Annotated in this window: 12 protein-coding genes and 1 tRNA gene; 11 read left to right on the top strand and 2 right to left on the bottom strand. The window is 59.2% G+C overall.

All coding sequences use genetic code 11. From position 1 onward, the window contains the following. Positions 1–158: 158 nt before the first annotated feature. Positions 159–233: transfer RNA gene (locus PMI36_RS07230), tRNA-Gln, on the bottom strand. Between the two features lie 152 nt (positions 234–385). On the opposite strand from PMI36_RS07230, the gene PMI36_RS07235 reads away from it, so the two are divergent. From PMI36_RS07235 to PMI36_RS07250, 4 genes are all read left to right on the top strand, one after another. Next, a complete protein-coding gene (locus PMI36_RS07235; RefSeq protein ID WP_008074271.1) occupies positions 386–1,498 on the top strand; it encodes a CapA family protein in 1,113 nt (370 codons plus the stop codon). 335 nt (positions 1,499–1,833) lie between these two features. Then, complete coding sequence (locus PMI36_RS07240; protein WP_008074269.1) at positions 1,834–3,573, top strand: dipeptidase; 1,740 nt, start codon at positions 1,834–1,836, stop codon at positions 3,571–3,573. A gap of 89 nt (positions 3,574–3,662) precedes the next feature. Next, positions 3,663–4,481 (top strand): diaminopimelate epimerase, encoded by an 819-nt coding sequence (dapF, locus tag PMI36_RS07245; RefSeq protein WP_008074267.1) that lies wholly within the window; start codon positions 3,663–3,665, stop codon positions 4,479–4,481. 97 nt (positions 4,482–4,578) lie between these two features. Then, on the top strand, positions 4,579–6,552 hold the full coding sequence (locus tag PMI36_RS07250; RefSeq protein WP_032830579.1) for a metallophosphoesterase: 1,974 nt from the start codon (positions 4,579–4,581) through the stop codon (positions 6,550–6,552). Positions 6,553–6,644: 92 nt separating this feature from the next. Here PMI36_RS07250 and PMI36_RS07255 read toward each other — a convergent pair whose 3' ends face one another. After that, entirely contained in the window at positions 6,645–8,210 is a 1,566-nt protein-coding gene (locus PMI36_RS07255) for a carbohydrate porin (protein WP_008074265.1), read from the bottom strand. 168 nt (positions 8,211–8,378) lie between these two features. On the opposite strand from PMI36_RS07255, the gene PMI36_RS07260 reads away from it, so the two are divergent. The 7 genes from PMI36_RS07260 to PMI36_RS07290 all read left to right on the top strand — a co-directional run. Further along, positions 8,379–9,653, top strand: coding sequence for an ABC transporter substrate-binding protein (locus PMI36_RS07260; protein WP_008074261.1), 1,275 nt, complete (start codon positions 8,379–8,381; stop codon positions 9,651–9,653). 21 nt (positions 9,654–9,674) lie between these two features. Next, entirely contained in the window at positions 9,675–10,637 is a 963-nt protein-coding gene (locus tag PMI36_RS07265) for a carbohydrate ABC transporter permease (protein ID WP_008074257.1), read from the top strand. Further along, the gene (locus PMI36_RS07270) at positions 10,634–11,476 is read left to right on the top strand and encodes a carbohydrate ABC transporter permease (RefSeq protein ID WP_008074255.1); all 843 of its coding nucleotides are present in this window, start codon (positions 10,634–10,636) and stop codon (positions 11,474–11,476) included. The genes PMI36_RS07265 and PMI36_RS07270 overlap by 4 nt, the downstream gene beginning before the upstream one ends. 27 nt (positions 11,477–11,503) lie before the next feature. Then, positions 11,504–12,649 carry an ABC transporter ATP-binding protein gene (locus PMI36_RS07275; protein WP_008074254.1) on the top strand — a complete coding sequence of 382 codons (1,146 nt, stop codon included), beginning with the start codon at positions 11,504–11,506 and terminating at the stop codon, positions 12,647–12,649. Then, a complete protein-coding gene (locus PMI36_RS07280; RefSeq protein ID WP_081499292.1) occupies positions 12,646–14,148 on the top strand; it encodes a glycoside hydrolase family 32 protein in 1,503 nt (500 codons plus the stop codon). Before PMI36_RS07275 ends, PMI36_RS07280 begins: the two co-directional genes overlap by 4 nt. A 75-nt stretch (positions 14,149–14,223) precedes the next feature. Further along, positions 14,224–15,216 (top strand): LacI family DNA-binding transcriptional regulator, encoded by a 993-nt coding sequence (locus PMI36_RS07285; protein ID WP_008074252.1) that lies wholly within the window; start codon positions 14,224–14,226, stop codon positions 15,214–15,216. Between the two features lie 299 nt (positions 15,217–15,515). Beyond that, positions 15,516–17,045: DUF5801 repeats-in-toxin domain-containing protein (locus PMI36_RS07290; protein ID WP_032830578.1), on the top strand; the 1,530-nt coding region annotated here is incomplete at its 3' end.

The raw sequence follows: 17,045 nt of genomic DNA, 5'->3' as shown, positions 1-17,045 counted from the left end.
CTCGCTACACGGTTGAATGTTAAAGGCGTCACCCAGAGGGATTTGCAGGCATAAAAAAACGCCAGGCCGGATCGGCGTTGGCGTTTTCTGTATGACTACTCTCCAGGACTCCCGCACTGCCTGTCGGCGGGGCCATACTTGGATGAGTATCAGGAAAATGGCAGGGGCGGCTGGATTCGAACCAACGCATGGCAGGATCAAAACCTGCTGCCTTACCGCTTGGCGACGCCCCTGTATCTGTAGCGAGTGCCCTTGCGCTACAAGCCCTGTAAGGACCGCTGCAAGAACGGGCGGCAATTTATCAACTTTCTCTTCGTCTGGGAAGGCCAACACAAAAATATATTTGTTTTAAAACAGATGCTTACTCTTGATGCCGGAGGGTGCCATGGCGGCTGTTACCGATACTCTGAAGCTGTTTCTCGCCGGCGATGTCATGACCGCCCGCGGCATCGACTCAGTACTGCCACATCCTGGCGATCCGCGGCTTTACGAAGACTACGTCAAGAATGCCGGCGTTTACGTCCGGCTGGCAGAAAGACTCAATGGCCCGATTCCCCTCCCCGTCGATTTCACCTATGTCTGGGGCGCTGCGCTGGATGAGTTCGAACGTCGCCAGCCACACGCACGCATCATCAATCTGGAAACAGCGGTGTCGCGCCGCGGACGACCGGAGCCAAAAGGCATCAATTACCGCATGAGCCCGGAGAACTTCCCGGCCATCAGCGCAGCCGGCATCGACTGCTGCGTGCTGGCCAACAACCATGTGCTGGACTGGGGAGCAGCCGGCCTGGCCGATACGCTGGATACTTTGTCGAGCAACGGCATGTGCAGCGCCGGCGCCGGGCACAACCGGCAATCTGCCGAAGCACCCGCCGTGCTGCCGCAGCCTGGCGGGCGACGTTTGTTGGTGTATGGCCTCGGCGCACCTGACAGTGGCATACCGCCGGACTGGGCCGCCACGGACAGGCGCGCGGGTGTCGCGCGTCTGGAAGATCTGTCGATGCACAGCCTGCGTCCTGTGGCCGAACGGATTCTCCAGAGCAAAAAACCGCGGGACCTGGTGGTCGCCTCCATTCACTGGGGCGGCAACTGGGGGTTCGATATCCCGCGCGAGCAGGTCCGGTTCGCCCATGCCTTGATCGACGAAGCCGGCGTTGACGTAGTGCATGGACATTCCTCACACCACATCAAGGGCATCGAGGTGTACCGCGAACATCTGATTTTCTATGGCTGCGGTGATCTGCTGAACGATTACGAAGGCATCGAGGGCCACACAACCTTTCGCGGCGACTTGGGGCTTCTGTACTTTGCCTCGCTGGACCCGAACGGGCACCTGCAGTCGCTGGACCTGATCCCCACTCACTTGCGTGGCTTTCGCATCTGTCGCGCCGAAGGGGATGACCGTCAATGGCTGCACGACACCCTTTCTCGCGAGTGCGCGTGCGTGGGCAGCAGCATCCAGCCGGGCGCTAAGAATACCTTCGAGTTGCATTGGTAGAACCCTATTTTTGTGGCGAGCGAGCTTGCTCGCGCTGGGCTGCGGAGCGGCCCCAAAAATCTGACAACAATCGCCGATTTTTGTGAGTGCTACGCACTCAAGCGGGAGCAAGCTCACTCGCCACAGGGTTCTCTACTGACTCAAGACTTTCTTAAATGAACAACCTAGGGAACCTTCCCGGTTTTTTTCGTTTCTGCGTCGCTTTTGCATTTTTGTGCGACAGATCCCCCTCCAGGGACTCCCGTACCACTCCCTCGTGGTGTTAGTTTGGAAACGTTTCTGACTCATCAACCAGATATTTCTTACAACCTGCCTGCAAAGGAATGCCCCCAACAATGGATTTCTCACTCAAGCACCTGGCTGCGACAACCCTGATGCTGGCCAGCCTTTCGTCGTTCACCACGTCAGCGCACGCCAACATCACCCCGCAACAGAGCGCGACCATCCTCAAGACTTTCAGTGACACATCGGTCACCGATTTCAGGCAATTCCTGGGACGCCTGGCCAAGAGCGACCTTGCCCACGCTAGTGATCTCGGCCCGGCAATCAGTGCCTTCCAGGGCAACAAGCCGCTTACCGCTGAACAACAGAACGAGATTCATCGCCTACTTGGCCTCTATGCACGGGTGAAATACGGCAACGCGGCCACCGAGACCCTGCGCGAGCTGGTGGCAATCCCGACCTTCCGGGTGGACGGCGTTGCTCAGCACGACAATCCCGAATTCATCAAGATCGCCGACAAGCTCAAGGGCCTCGCCCAAGCGTTCAACCTGAATTTTCGCAACATCGACAACCGCGTCTATGAAATCTCCCTCGCAGGCGATGGCGACGAAGTCGTAGGCATTCACGCACATGCCGATGTGGTGCCCGTAACGCCGGAGAACTGGGTCCTGAAAGACGGCACCCGACTCGATCCGTTCAAGGTCACTCTGGTCGGTGACCGCCTGTATGGCCGGGGCACCGAGGATGACAAGAACGGTATCGTGGTGGCGCTCTATGCCATGAAGATCATCAAGGAAGAGAAGCTGCCGCTGGCGAGAAATTTCAAGCTGCTGGTAGACACCACCGAAGAAACCACCGGCGACGCCATCCCCTATTACTTCGAACACAACCCGACGCCCAACTACAACCTGGCGCTGGATGGCGGCTACCCGGTGGTGATTGCCGAGAAAGGCTACGGCACCGTCATGGCCAGTTTTCCTCGGCGCGCCGCAGAGGGCAAAGGCGCCGAAATCACTGCAATGACGGGGGGCCTGGCAACCAACCAGATTCCATCGACGTCGGTCGCCACCCTGGTAACCGCCAAGCCCGCCGAATTGGCCGCCAGCCTGCAGAAGGCAGGTGGCGATTATGCCAAGCGCAATGGCGGCAACTTCGAGGTGAGCGCCAAGGTCGTCGGCAAGGACGTCAAGCTTGTGGTCACCGGCGTTTCCGCCCACTCCTCCGAGCCCGAATCAGGCATCAATCCGGTGGCAAGGATGCTGGACTTCATCAACAGTCTCGACGGGAAGGTCGCGCTCAAGCACAACCACATGACCGACGCCGCCCGCTACGCCGCCGACAACTGGGGGCTGGACTACCTGGGTGGCAAATTGGGGGTGGGCTTTTCCGATGACTTCATGGGACCGCTGACCGCATCCCTGACCTACGTCGGGATGGATGAAAAAGCCTTCAATCTCGCGGTCAACCTGCGGGTGCCCAAGGGCAAATCCCCGGAAGTGCTCAAGGCCGAAATCGCCGACAAGCTTGGCACCTGGAGCAAGAAGACCCACATTGCGGCGGCCTTTGACTACTCGATCGCCGAGCCGATGCACCGCAACCCTGAGGGTGAATGGGTCAAGGCCCTGCTGGCCGTGGCCAGAGAAAACCTCGGCATGGAACACAAGTTCGGCACCTCTGCCGGCGCCACTTCGGTCCATGAGTTACCCAATGGCGTGCAATTCGGCCTGGCCAGGCCCGAGGTCAAGTACACCGGCCACAACGACAACGAGTTCAAGACTGTCGACCAGTTCCTGCTGGACCTGCAGATCGTGACCGAAATGTTCGGGCGCATCGGACAGATGCCGAAACTCTGATCCCCCCTTTCGGACCCGCTATTCTGGCGGGTCCATTTCTATACGACTGAGGCTGGTGGCCTTTCATGCCTGGTCGACAGGATCCTTTTATGCCGCTGAGTTTTCATAAAATGCACGCCAATGGCGATGACTTCGTCATCGTGGACTCGCGAAATTCGGCCAATCCAATGACAAGCACCATGGCCCGGCGAATGGGTGATCGGCACCGAGGAATCGGGTTCAACCAACTCGCGGTGCTGCTCAATTGCGATGATGCCGCTGCGCGCCTGATGTTCTGGAATGCCGATGGTTCCACCCTGGATGCGTGTGGCAGCGCAACGCGGGGGGCCGCGGATATGCTGATGCGCGAATCAAATACTACGTCGATAACACTGCGAACCAACCGTGGCCTACTCACGTGTGAGCGAACCTCAAGCGGTGCGATTTCCGTCAACATGGGAGAACCGCTTTTCGGCTGGACGGAAATTCCCCTGGCGCTGGAACTGGATACGGCTGTTTTACCCCTGGCGGGTGACCCAGCAGCGACCAGTATGGGCAATCCGCACTGCACCTATTTCGTCGATGATCTAACCGCCGTCGATATTGCGACCCTCGGTCCAACCATTGAAACCAACCCTCTATTCCCCCTCAAAACGAATGTGCATTTCGTCCAGATCATTAATCGAAAGCACATTCGATTGCGCATTTGGGAGCGCGGGGGCGGGATTCCACTCGGTTCAGGCTCCTGCTCTTGTGGCGCCGCTGTTAACGGAATTCGTCGTGGTTTGTTAGACCACTGCGTTGAGGTTGAATGTGATGGTGGCACCGTAACGGTTCAATGGGATGGCGTGGGACCTGTCTTTCTCATCGGGCCGGTAGAGGCAACGTTCTCGGGAACCGTTCACGACAGCCTCTCCTACAGGCTATGAATCGGCAGCCATCGCGTAACTGACCTATTCTGAATCGACCGACAAAAGATCAACCTTTTGAGGTACCTGAACTCGTTACAGCAATGGAGGCTGGATGATGAAGGAGCATTCGATTGAGTTTCGCGCTGGAGAGGTGCATACGCCGCACACTCCGCCCCTCGCCATGACCCGTTCCACCCAATCTCCCACGCTCAATAGCCGCATCGAGCTTTACACCCAGGAGGCGATGGTCAATTGGCTAGGCCCGTTGCAGCTGATGCGCACGGGCTTACAAACGGCCGTTGCCACCACAATGGGAGCCTTCGCAGACCCGCGCGAAGTGCTGGCGATGCTCAACCCTCGGGACTCTAACCCGCCCATCCAGATGGTTGCCGACGGTGACGTGTGGGTCGATTATCTGGCCGATACCGGCGATGGCTGGGACTCTACCTACTCGATGGCACTGTGTGTCAGCCATGCTGCCGACTTGCCGGAACACCAGCTCTCATTACCGCGCGGCGACGTGCTGCTGCTCGGCGGCGATCAGGTCTATCCCACACCGGCCGGCAACGGGTATCGCACCCGTTTCCTCGATCCCTACCGCGCCGCATTTCCCGCGCCGGTACCCAAGGAGCGCCCTGGTGACCAGGCCCAGCCCGTACGGCAGCCGGGTGCGCCGTGGATATTGGCGACGCCTGGCAACCACGATTGGTATGACGGTCTGCGCGGTTTCTCCCAACTGTTTTGCGAGCAGAAGCCCATCGGCGCCTGGGAAACCCGCCAGCGCACCGGTTACTACGTGCTGCAGTTGCCCAATGGCTGGTGGGTCTGGGGCCTGGATCTGCAGTTTGAATCCATGATCGACCGACAGCAGAAGCAATACTTCCAGCAGATGCACGCCAAATTGCAGCCAGGCGATCGCGTGATCCTCTGCACACCCGAGCCCAGTTGGGTGGATGAGGCCGAACGGCTGGCACGCGAGGAGAGCAAGGCCTTGCCCTCGATCGAAACCCAGACGCCGCGCTTTCGCAGCCTGCGCGAGATCGAGGAACTCTTGGGTGACCACCTCGCGGTAGTGTTGGCCGGAGACTCACACCACTACGCGCGCTACCAGCCAAAAGCGGGCACCCAGGCGCCGCAGCGCATCACCTGCGGAGGCGGTGGGGCCTTCTTGAATGCCACCCATCACCTTCCCGATCCGCCCAAGCCGATCAACGTTGGCGGAACCCGTCAGCATTACGAGCTGGCGGCGGTCTACCCGGCCAAAAAGACCTCCGAGCAACTGCGTAATCGGGCATGGCGGCTACCTACCCGCAATCTCTCGTTCTGCGCCATGCTGGCCATCTTGTACCTGCTGTTTGACTGGATGGTACAAAGCGCCAGCACGGTGCCCCACCCGGCACGAGGCAATCGCAGCCTGATGGACGTGTTGTCTGACCTCCAAGCGTCTATTCCCAACATAAGCGAAGTTTGGCGACATCTGCTCCTGGTCTTATCACACAGTCCTTCGTCGGTGATGTTCGCCGTGATCATTGTGCTGGGTTGTGCCGTGTTCTCAGCTGCCGGGGTCAAGCGCACCCGAAAGCTCGCTTATGCCATCGGAGCTGTTCACGGGGGCCTTCATCTGGGACTGGCGATCGGACTGCTGTGGCTGATGGGCCGTGTCAACATCCACTACCTGCAGTTGGAGGTTGAAAACCTGCACCAGGTTGTGTTGTTCCTGGCGGAGACGCTGGTGCTCGGCGGCAGTTTGGGAGGCCTGTTGTTCGGAGCCTGGATGGTGATGGGCAATACCTTTTGGGGGCTACATAGCGAGGCGGTTTTTTCCTCGCAGTGCATCGCCGACCACAAGTGTTTCCTGCGCATGCACTTCAAAGGCGACCAACTGACCATTTACCCACTCAAGTTGGAGAAGGTCTGCCGGCGCTGGTCCCTGGGGTCGGGAGTCGCCAAACTGGCGAAGGTGCAGCGCACCTGGAGGTTGCGGGCAACGCCTGAAAGCACTGGCCCGCGATTCGTGCCAGCCTCGGGTGAGCTCGAACTGGAACTGATCGAGCCGCCCATCGTGATTCAACGTGGAAGAACCGCCTGATGAACGCTTCGTAGGCGTCAGGCTTGTCGGCGAAGGCGCTTTCAAAGACACCTTCGCCGGCAAGCCTGGTTCCTACACAGATGAAGCAGATATCAGAACCAGGTTTCCATCTGTATGCCGTACTGCCATACACCGCCGGCGTTAAAGTCCGACTTGCCGAAGTTGTCTGTGGAACTGTATCCGTCCAGATCCGAAGACCAGTTCATCAGGCTTGCGAATACTCGCAATTCCGGACGAGTGAGAAGGTCTCCAACGTCAGGTTTGAATGTCGGGGCAATCGTGAATTTCCAGAAGTTACCGTCGACCGCATTACGTTGCAGGTAGCCCTTGGGGTCGAGGTCCATGGCTTGCCAGCTCATCTCGTAGGCCATCTCGAAATTGCTGTTGATTTCATTGGCCAACCGCACGTTCAACGTCATCCAGCGGTAGTCGTCACCCTTGACGTATCTGTCCTTGCTTTGTTCGGCCAGCAAACTGGGGCCTATGCGCCAGCCGGGTGCAATGGGTGTCTCGCCGTAAAGCGCCAGACGCAGCGCGCGGGCATCGTCGATCAGCTCGCCATCCGCACCGATGTTCTTGACCTCTGCCCCCAGACCTTGCCCGTAGAGCAGCGCTGTTTTAAAGAAGCCTTCGCGGCCGAAAAAGTTTTTCTGATGATTGGCCAGCATGCTGTGCAAGCCGGAATCCGCAGGCGTCAGGCCCGCTTCATTGGTGCGAGTGGCAAAGTCGTTTTTCTTTGAGCCAATGCCATTGAACATCCACTGCCACTGACCATTATCGAAGAACTGGTTGGAGGTCAGGATGTAGCTTTCCACATCGGCATTGACACCGCCCTCACTGAAATCCCCATAGTTACGCCCCATCAAGGAATAATTCGAGCGCCAGTTCTTGTTCATCTGCACGTCGTAGATTCCACCTCCAGTGCCAGCCAGATAGACGACGTCCGAGTCCAGCCAGTGGATATCGAAGTTGTCTCTGTCGAATCGTTTGCCTGCCCACAGGGTGGAGTTCTCGAACACTGAGTTGCCCTTGAAGGCGGCGAGATGATCGAGCTCGGTAAACACCTGACGCACGTTCAGATTGCTCTCGTCGGCGGTCCAGTCGTTGGAGCTTTCCACACCGTCGGCGATGGACACGGTGAATTTGGATCGGGTGCCGTTCTGCGCATACATCTCTTTCGACAGGTCTATGCGCATGTAGGTGTCGTCTTCGTTACCGAGTCGCCCGACGGCACCACCGACTGAACCGGCAGGCGTTGTGTAAGGGCCGCCACGACCACCACCCAGCCCATCGTTGATCAGCAATCCGGAGCGGGCGTAGCCCTTGAAGCTGAAACCGTCAGTCAGGTGTCCGCTACTGTCTTGCTTTTCCATGCTTTGCTGACGGGCTTCGAGTTTTGCCAGCCGGGTGTCCAGAGTGGGGGCTGCTGTGGCTGTCGCCGTGGATGCTGCCGGCTGCAAAGTGGGGGTGGCGAGTTTGATTTGCTGCAATTCCCTGGCGAGTGCCTGGGTTTGCTGTTCGGCTGCGGCGGCGCGTTTTTCCGCCGCGCTGGCACGGGCTTCAAACGCAGCCATGCGCTCTTCCAGGGTCGCGGCCTGAGTGGTCGCCGCCGAGGTGCTGAGCACGCCTGCGAGTAGCCATCTTGATGCTTTCTGCATGTGGATTTCCTGTTTTGTTTTTATTGTTTTGTTCCAGTGGCCGAGCCTTCTTTCCGTGATTCGCGGATTGCCCAAATCGACAAAAAAAAGGATGCCTCATCGCAAATACGCTGCTACATTGACGATGTTAACGTTAACTTTTCTAAAAACAAAAATAAAGAGGGCTTTATGAAACAGCTCAGATCTCTTCTTCCAGCAGCACTGCTCACCCTCTGCGCCGGGCTTCCATCCCTCTCGAGCGCAGCCGATTTAACGATCTCGTGCGGGGCGGTGGGTGCGGAGTTACAACTCTGCAAAGAGGCTGTCCAGGCGTGGTCGAAACAGACCGGCAACAACGTCGAGGTGGTTTCCACGCCTAACTCGGCAACCGAGCGATTGTCGTTCTACCAACAGATCCTCAGTGCGCAGTCCAGCGACATCGACATCATTCAAATCGATATGGTGTGGCCGGGGATGCTGGCCAAACATCTGCTGGATCTGCGCGAGGTGCTTCCCGCCAACGCGACCCAGGGCTACTTCCAGGCACAGGTGGATAACGCCACCGTAAACGGAAGGCTGGTGACGATGCCGTGGTTCACCGACTCGGGCCTGCTGTATTACCGCAAGGACTTGCTCGAGAAGTACAACCAGCAGGTTCCTCGGACCTGGGAGGAAATGACCGCTACCGCCAGGAATATTCAACAGGCCGAGCGCGCTGCCGGGAACCCCAATGCGTGGGGTTACATCTTTCAAGGGCGCGCCTACGAGGGCCTGACGTGCAATGCGCTGGAGTGGATCAGCAGCCAACCGGAAGGCGGGCTGGTCAATTCACGAGGCGACATCGTGGTCAACAGTCAGGCCTCAAGAACAGCGTTGACCCTGGCGAAAAGCTGGGTAGGCGACATCTCCCCGCGCGGCGTGCTCAATTACACCGAGGAAGAAGGCCGTGGCGTATTCCAGTCGGGCAATGCGCTGTTCATGCGTAACTGGCCGTATGTCTGGGCCCTGGTCCAAGGCCAGGACAGTGCCGTAAAAGACAAGGTCGGGGTTGCTCCCCTGCCCCGCGGCGGCGAGACCGGCACCCATGCATCCACCCTCGGTGGCTGGGGCCTGGCGGTATCGCGTTACAGCGCCCATCCAAAACTTGCCGCAGAACTGGTGAGCTACCTGACCAGCGCTCAAGAGCAAAAACATCGTGCTCTGATAGGCGCCTATAACCCGGTTATCGAGTCGCTGTATCAAGACCCCGAACTGCTCGCGGCCATGCCTTATTACGCCCAGCTGCACAGCATTCTCAACGATGGGGTCATGCGCCCCGCCTCCATCACTGCCGATCGCTATCCACGGGTCTCCAATGCGTTCTTCGATCGAGTGCATGGCGTGCTGGCGGGCGAGTTGCCTGTCGATCAGGCGCTGGCCGAACTGGAAAGCGAACTCACGCGCATCAAACGCCGGAACTGGTAAGCCACAAGGAAGGAAATCACCATGTCTGTCTCTTCTACCCATGCCCCCTGTGATGAGCTTCTGCTTACCAGGGAAACGCCCGTGCAACGTCGCCGAGTGCGCGCCGCCTGGCTGTTTCTGACGCCGATGTTGCTGTGTCTGGCCCTGGTGGCAGCCTGGCCGCTACTGCGCACATTCTGGTTCAGCCTGACCGACGCCAACCTGGCGGACACCGGTGGCGGAACCTTCATAGGCTTTGGCAATTATCTGTTCCACAACGGTTCCAGCTGGTCGGGCATTCTGGTCGATCCGCAATGGTGGAATGCGGTGCGCAACACCTTGTATTTCACGGTGGTGTCGGTGGGACTGGAAGTCGTACTGGGGCTGCTGGTGGCGTTGCTGCTGAACATCAAGTTCACCGGACGTGCTCTGGTGCGTGCGTTGATTCTGATTCCCTGGGCGATTCCGACCATTGTCTCGGCGAAGATCTGGTCATGGATGCTTAACGACCAGTTCGGCATCATCAATCACCTGATGCTCAGCCTGGGCCTGATTGACGCCCCTCTGGCCTGGACGGCCGATGCGGATCTGTCGATGTGGGCGGTGATCATCGTCGACGTCTGGAAGACCGTGCCTTTTGTCACGCTGCTGATGCTGGCCGCCTTGCAGATGTTGCCAAGCGATTGCTACGAAGCCGCCAGGGTCGATGGCATTCATCCACTGAAGGTGTTCTGGCGTGTCACGCTTCCCCTGCTGATGCCCGCACTGCTGGTGGCGGCGATCTTCCGCATCCTCGACTCGCTGCGGGTGTTCGATGTGATCTATGTGCTGACCTCGAACTCATCGAGCACCATGAGTATGTCGGTATATGCCCGCCAGCACCTGGTGGAGTTCCAGGACGTCGGTTACGGCAGCGCGGCCTCAACGCTGCTGTTTCTGGTGGTTGCGGTCATCGCCCTGCTTTATCTCTACCTCGGACGCCGTCAACTGGAGGTCCGGTCATGAACCTGCGCCTACTGAAAAAAGCCCTGTTGCGCCTCGGGTTCTGGTGCCTGATCGGGGTGTTGCTGCTGTATGCGGTCTTCCCTTTCTACTACGCCATCGTGACGTCGCTGAAGCCGTCCAGCGCCTTGTTCGAGGTGAGTTACTGGATCGAGAACCCCGACTTCTCCAATTACGCGGCAGTGCTCAATCAAGCCTCATTCCTGCGGGCGATCGGCAACTCGCTGGTGGTTGCGCTGTGCGTGGTGACATTGGCGCTGTTCCTCAGCCTGACCGCCGCCTATGCCTTGGGCCGGGTGAAGTTCCGTGGGCGTGGCACGGTCTTGATGATGGTCCTTGGCGTGTCGATGTTTCCCCAGGTCGCGGTGCTGTCGGGGCTGTTCGAAGTGATCCGCGCGCTGGGCCTGTACAACACGTCCTGGGCGTTGATCCTGAGCTACACGATTTTCACCCTGCCCTTCACCGTCTGGGTGCTGACCACGTTCATGGGGCAACTGCCCCATGAACTGGAAGAAGCGGCAATCATGGATGGCGCCTCACCCTGGGTCACGCTGACCCGCGTGCTGTTGCCGCTGCTCTGGCCCGCACTGGTCACCACTGGCTTATTGGCTTTCATCGCCGCGTGGAACGAGTTCCTGTTTGCCCTGACCTTCACCCTCACCGACACCCAACGCACGGTGCCGGTCGCCATCGCCTTGATTTCCGGCGGCAGCCCCCATGAGCTGCCTTGGGGGTTGTTGATGGCTGCATCGGTGGTGGTCACCGTCCCACTGGTGATTCTGGTGCTGATCTTCCAGCGCCGAATCGTTTCCGGTCTCACTGCCGGCGCGTTAAAGGGTTGATGCCCAACAAAGACAAGGAACAGCATCGTGATCAAATTGAAACTGGACAACGTAAACAAGCAATTGGGCGGCATGCGTATTCTTCGCGACGTCAGCCTGGAAATCGCGGCGGGTGAATTCGTGGTATTCGTCGGCCCTTCGGGCTGCGGAAAATCGACCCTGCTGCGACTGATCGCCGGCCTGGACTCGATCTGCGGCGGCGACCTGCTGATCGACGGGCGTCGGGTCAACGACCTGGAGCCGCGCGAGCGTGGCGTCGGCATGGTGTTTCAGTCTTATGCGCTGTACCCGCACATGAGCGTCTACGACAACATCAGTTTTGGTCTCAAACTGGCCAAGACGGACAAGGCCAGCCTGCGCGAGCGCGTGCTGAAAACTGCGCAAATCCTGCAGTTGGACAAACTGCTGCAACGCAAGCCAAAGGAACTGTCCGGAGGGCAGCGTCAGCGTGTGGCCATGGGCAGAGCCATGGCGCGGGAACCGGACATTCTGTTGTTCGACGAACCGCTTTCCAACCTGGATGCATCCTTGCGGGTGCAGATGCGCAACGAAATCGCCCGACTGCATGATCGACTCGGCTCGACCATGATCTACGTCACCCACGATCAGGTTGAAGCGATGACCCTGGCCGACAAAATTGTCGTGCTCAATGGCGGTCGTGTAGAACAGGTCGGTTCACCGCGCGAACTCTATGAGCGCCCGGCCAGCCGCTTTGTCGCCGGTTTTCTCGGTTCGCCCAGAATGAATTTTCTGTCGGCGCGCCTGCAGACGCCAGGCGAAACCAGCCTGGTCGACACCCTCGTTTGGGGTATCACATCCCTGCCCTTCGACAGCTCGAACCTGGCGGCAGGCACGCCGCTGAGCCTGGGGATTCGCCCGGAACACGTGTCGCTCAAAGCGGCGGATGGAACCGCCAGCGTTGTGGTGACCGCGGTCGAATACCTGGGCAGCGAAACCTATGTGCACCTCGAGACAGGTCAGGACGAGCCACTGATCTGTCGTTGCGAGGTCAGCGCCGGATGGCAGGCAGGCGATCGGGTTGAGCTGCTGCTGGGCATCGACAACCTGCACCTGTTCGACGCCGACGGCGTGGCCTTGAGCCGTCACCCACACGCCATTGAAACGCTGCCGGCTGGCGTCCCTTTGCGCTCGGCACGAGCAAGCGCCCTATGACTGTGTCTTTGAATTCCATGAGTGTTCCAATGTCCGCTGCCCTTGAGATTGCGCAGCATGCGCTGAGTGACGGCCTGTCTCGCGTCACCGATGATTATCGACCCGGTTATCATCTTGCCCCTCCCGCGGGCTGGATGAACGACCCTAACGGGGTGGTGTACTTTCGTGGCGAATACCATGTGTTCTACCAACACCACCCCTTCGACGCGAAATGGGGCCCGATGTATTGGGGGCACGCCAAGAGCGCCGATCTGGTCCACTGGCAGCACCTGCCCATTGCGCTGGCGCCCGGCGATGACTTCGACCGTGACGGTTGTTTTTCCGGTAGCGCCGTGGTGTGCGGGGATACCCTGGCACTGATCTACACCGGGCACACCTGGCTGGGGGACGTGGGTGACGAACGCTACATCCGTCAAGTCCAGTGCCTGGCCACCAGCACCGACGGCACCCGGTTCGTCAAGCATGGCGCCGTTATCGACACCGCGCCGCAAGACACGATCATGCACTTTCGCGACCCCAAGGTATGGCAGGAGGATGACTGCTGGTATCTGATTGCCGGCGCGCGTCTGGGCGATGTGCCGTTGCTGCCGCTGTACCGTTCCACGGATCTGCATAGCTGGGAATTCCTCGACTATGTGTCCAGCGGCAGCGAGGGCGATGGCTATATGTGGGAGTGCCCGGACCTGTTCCGGCTGAACGGGCGCGATGTGCTGCTGTACTCCCCTCAGGGGATGCAACCCGAGGGTTACGAACGGCTCAACAAGTACCAGACCGGTTATCGAGTGGGCCGACTCGACAGTCAATGGCACTTCACCGGCGGGCCTTTTATCGAGCTGGATAACGGCCACGATTTCTATGCCGCGCAAACGCTTCTGGCCGCCGATGGCCGGCGCCTTGTGTGGGCATGGCTCGACATGTGGGAAAGCCCGATGCCGAGCCAGGCCCATCATTGGTGCGGCATGCTCGGTGTGCCGCGCGAACTTGAACTGCACGCCGATCGCCTTTGCGTGTATCCGGCACGGGAGCTCACCGCTCTGCGCATGGCGCCATTGCCGGGCGTGCCTTGGTGGGATGAATCGGGAACCCGGTACGTGCCGGAAGTGAATGGCGAGATGCTCGAAATCCATGTGCATCTGGATTTGCACGGCTGCACCAGCGGCCACCTCGGAATCGCCTTGCGTTGCAGCGACGATGGCCAAGAAGAAACCCTGCTTTACTACGATGCGTCGCTGCAGCGTCTGGTGCTTGACCGCAGCCGCGCGGGTGCGCAAGTCACCGGTCAGCGCAGCGTGTCGATAGACCCGACACAAGAGCGACTGGAACTGCGCGTATTTCTCGATCGTTCGTCCATCGAGGTGTTCGACGAAAACGGGCGCTTCAGCCTCAGCAGTCGGCTCTATCCACGGCCCGACAGCCTGGGCGTGAAGCTGTTTGCCAATGGGGGTGGCGGCCGTGTCTCGATTCCCAAGGCATGGCCTCTGGCCTCGGGATGGCTGTGAGCGGCGTCATTCGAGTCGCGGGAAACCCGGGCCCTGTGTCATGATCCTGCGTCAACCTGACCGGCCTCGCCTCGCATGACTTCAGTGAAAGACGTTGCACAGCTGGCCGGCGTGTCCCTGATGACGGTTTCTCGAGCGCTCAATAATCCGGAAAAACTGAGCCCCGAAACCCTTCAGCGGGTGCGTCGCGCCATTGACGAACTGCAATTCGTACCGAGCCTGTCGGCGCGCAAGATGCGCGGCGACAACCTCCAGTCACGCACCATCGGAGTGTTCGCACTGGACACCGCGACCACACCGTTCGCGGTCGAGTTGTTGCTGTCCATCGAACAGACCGCGCAGCAGGCGGGCTGGAATGTGTTCATCCTCAACCTGCTGAGCAACCCGCCAACCGACCAGAACATTGACCTGATGCTGTCGCACCGTCCTGACGGGTTGATCTTCAGCGCCATGGGGTTTCGCCAGGTGTGCATTCCCGAACGCTTGAAGAGCAAACCCCTGGTGCTCGCCAATTGCCTGGCAGATGACAGTCGCCTGGTCAGTTATGTGCCCGATGACGAAACGGGGCAGTATCGAGCCGTACATCACGCGTTGAGCCAAGGCTATCGGCGCCCTCTGTGCATCAATCTGCCCAAACAGAGCCTTGCCTGGGGCTTGCGACAAAAAGGTCTGCAGCGTGCCTGCCAGGCATTTGGCCTTGCGCCTGAGGCACTCCTGCAATACGACCTTTCCGATCATGACGCCTATGGTGAAACCGCAGCCATCCTCGACCGGCACATCATCGAGGGTCGCCCGCAATTCGACATCCTGATCTGTGGCAACGACCGGATTGCCTTTTGTGCCTATCAGCTGTTGTTGGGTCGAGGCCTGAAAATTCCCGCCGATGTCGCCGTGCTCGGCTATGACAACATGATCGGCATCGCCGAACTGTTCATCCCGCCGCTGACCACGGTGCAACTGCCGTACTACGAGATCGGTCGCAATGCGGCCCGGCACCTGATCGAGTCCCTTGAGGTAGAGGGTGCCCAACCCGTTGATTGTCCATTGGTGGTCAGAACGTCGTTGTGAGCCATCAAAACCCTTTACCGAGGGCCAGCGCTCGGTAAAGGGCTGAGTGTTTACTTGGGCGGAACGAAGTCATCCGGCATTCGATTCACCGCCAATTTCCCCCGGCATGATGACCTGTTGTTCATGGATCGCTGCCACGCCGCGCCCTCTCGCTTCTTCCCGTCTCCCCTCCCGAGTAGTCCGAAACTCCCAGCCCGTCTGGGAGTATCCGCCGATGCGCGATCTCTGGCGCTTATCCATAGTTGCGACCAAAGGTCAACGGTCAGGCCTAGATGACCGCAACTGCCCAGGTAAACGTAATGACTATCCAAGAACAAAACTCATCGCTGACCAGTGCTCTGAGCGTGGTCGGGAGCGGCGCGAACGTTTCGCTGGACGAAACGTCCGGGTTACAGAATATCACCGCCACGCCAACTCCTACGGGAGACGCTGACGACAACGACATACTGGTGACCTCCCTGCCCTCGACCTTCGCTACCCGTTTGACCGCACTGGGTGCTGGTACCGCAACGGGGGCAGCGTTGAGTGGCTATACCGGTGCCGTGGGCAACACAGGCAGCAATGCGTTCACCGTCACCGCTGACCCCGGAGCCACCATTACCAATATCAGCTTCGTCGACAGCGCCGGCGCACCACTCAATGGTCTGGACAGCGGACTGTTTACCCTCAATGGCACCAGCATCCTTCTCTACACGGATGCGAACAACGACAACATCGTTCTGGGCCGGGCCGGTGGCTCGACCGGCGCGATCGTGTTCGCGGCCTACATCGAAGAAACCGGATCACCGGTCTCGGGCGGCAAGATCTGGACCGTGGAATACCAACCGCTCAAGCATCCAAATGCGACGAACCCCGATGATTCGCTCAATCTGCTGAATAAGGTGTTCATCGGAGCCAGTCAGGACCTGGAATTCAGTTTGGCCAATGCCCCCTCCGGGCAGAACCTGTTCCTGATGTTCACCAAAGCGAACCCTGCAACTGCAACTGTCGATGGTGTCTTGCGGATCACGGATCCCGTCATCATCGCCACCGGCAAGGATCCGGCGAATCAGTCAACTGGCGCCAGTATAACGACTGGCGACACGATCAATACCAGCCAGGCGGGTGGCCCTACCACCTTCGGCACCAACAGCCAGATGATTACGGAACAGGAAGGCATCCGTTATTCGTTCGTCACAGGTGCCAGGCAGGATATGACCATTCCTAACCTGGATCAGAACGAAGCAGATGTTGAATCCAACATCGACTTTACCGGCGTCTTCAATGCGAAGATGGCCAATTTCGACGTCGTGCAGTTGCAAAGCGGCAAGAGTGCTGTGGTAAAAATCAGCGCATTCAGCACCGCTGTTGAATCTGGCGCGGCTTTCATCGACGGCTATGCGGGTGATACGCCGGTTGCCATCACCAATGTTCGCGTCTTCAACAGCGCCGGGGTGGTGATCGAGAACTCAAACGGATCGGTGAATGATCCGGCCATTAGCATCACCTTTTCTGGTGGGGTTGCAACCATCACCGGCGTTAAAGCCGGCTATCAGATTGAATACACCACCACAACGGACCACAACCGCGTGCTCATCCAGAACGGGGCGGCCCTCGACGCCAAGGGCACTGCCCACGCCGATTTTGATATCGGTGGTTTCACGCTGGTCCAGGCCTCTATTTCGAAAACCGAAATCGGCTCCAAAATGATCTTCGAGGACGACGGCCCGGCGGCGGCCGGAACCGCCGTGGCGGGAACCGTCGACGAGGACGGCCTGGCCAATGGCATTGCCGGTGGTACGGGCGACGTGACCGGCGAGGCGACCACGGCCGGCGGCAGCGTGACCGGT

This window comes from Pseudomonas sp. GM79 (assembly GCF_000282495.1).
GTDB lineage: Bacteria > Pseudomonadota > Gammaproteobacteria > Pseudomonadales > Pseudomonadaceae > Aquipseudomonas.
Note: the sequence above shows the minus strand (reverse complement) of the source record. Positions and strands in the feature narration are given on the sequence as shown.

Coding starts and splice junctions, on each gene's coding strand:
- PMI36_RS07235 (WP_008074271.1), top strand. CDS start 386: ATGGCGGCTGTTACCGATACTCTGAAGCTGTTTCTCGCCGGCGATGTC.
- PMI36_RS07240 (WP_008074269.1), top strand. CDS start 1,834: ATGGATTTCTCACTCAAGCACCTGGCTGCGACAACCCTGATGCTGGCC.
- dapF (WP_008074267.1), top strand. CDS start 3,663: ATGCCGCTGAGTTTTCATAAAATGCACGCCAATGGCGATGACTTCGTC.
- PMI36_RS07250 (WP_032830579.1), top strand. CDS start 4,579: ATGAAGGAGCATTCGATTGAGTTTCGCGCTGGAGAGGTGCATACGCCG.
- PMI36_RS07255 (WP_008074265.1), bottom strand. CDS start 8,210: ATGCAGAAAGCATCAAGATGGCTACTCGCAGGCGTGCTCAGCACCTCG.
- PMI36_RS07260 (WP_008074261.1), top strand. CDS start 8,379: ATGAAACAGCTCAGATCTCTTCTTCCAGCAGCACTGCTCACCCTCTGC.
- PMI36_RS07265 (WP_008074257.1), top strand. CDS start 9,675: ATGTCTGTCTCTTCTACCCATGCCCCCTGTGATGAGCTTCTGCTTACC.
- PMI36_RS07270 (WP_008074255.1), top strand. CDS start 10,634: ATGAACCTGCGCCTACTGAAAAAAGCCCTGTTGCGCCTCGGGTTCTGG.
- PMI36_RS07280 (WP_081499292.1), top strand. CDS start 12,646: ATGACTGTGTCTTTGAATTCCATGAGTGTTCCAATGTCCGCTGCCCTT.
- PMI36_RS07285 (WP_008074252.1), top strand. CDS start 14,224: ATGACTTCAGTGAAAGACGTTGCACAGCTGGCCGGCGTGTCCCTGATG.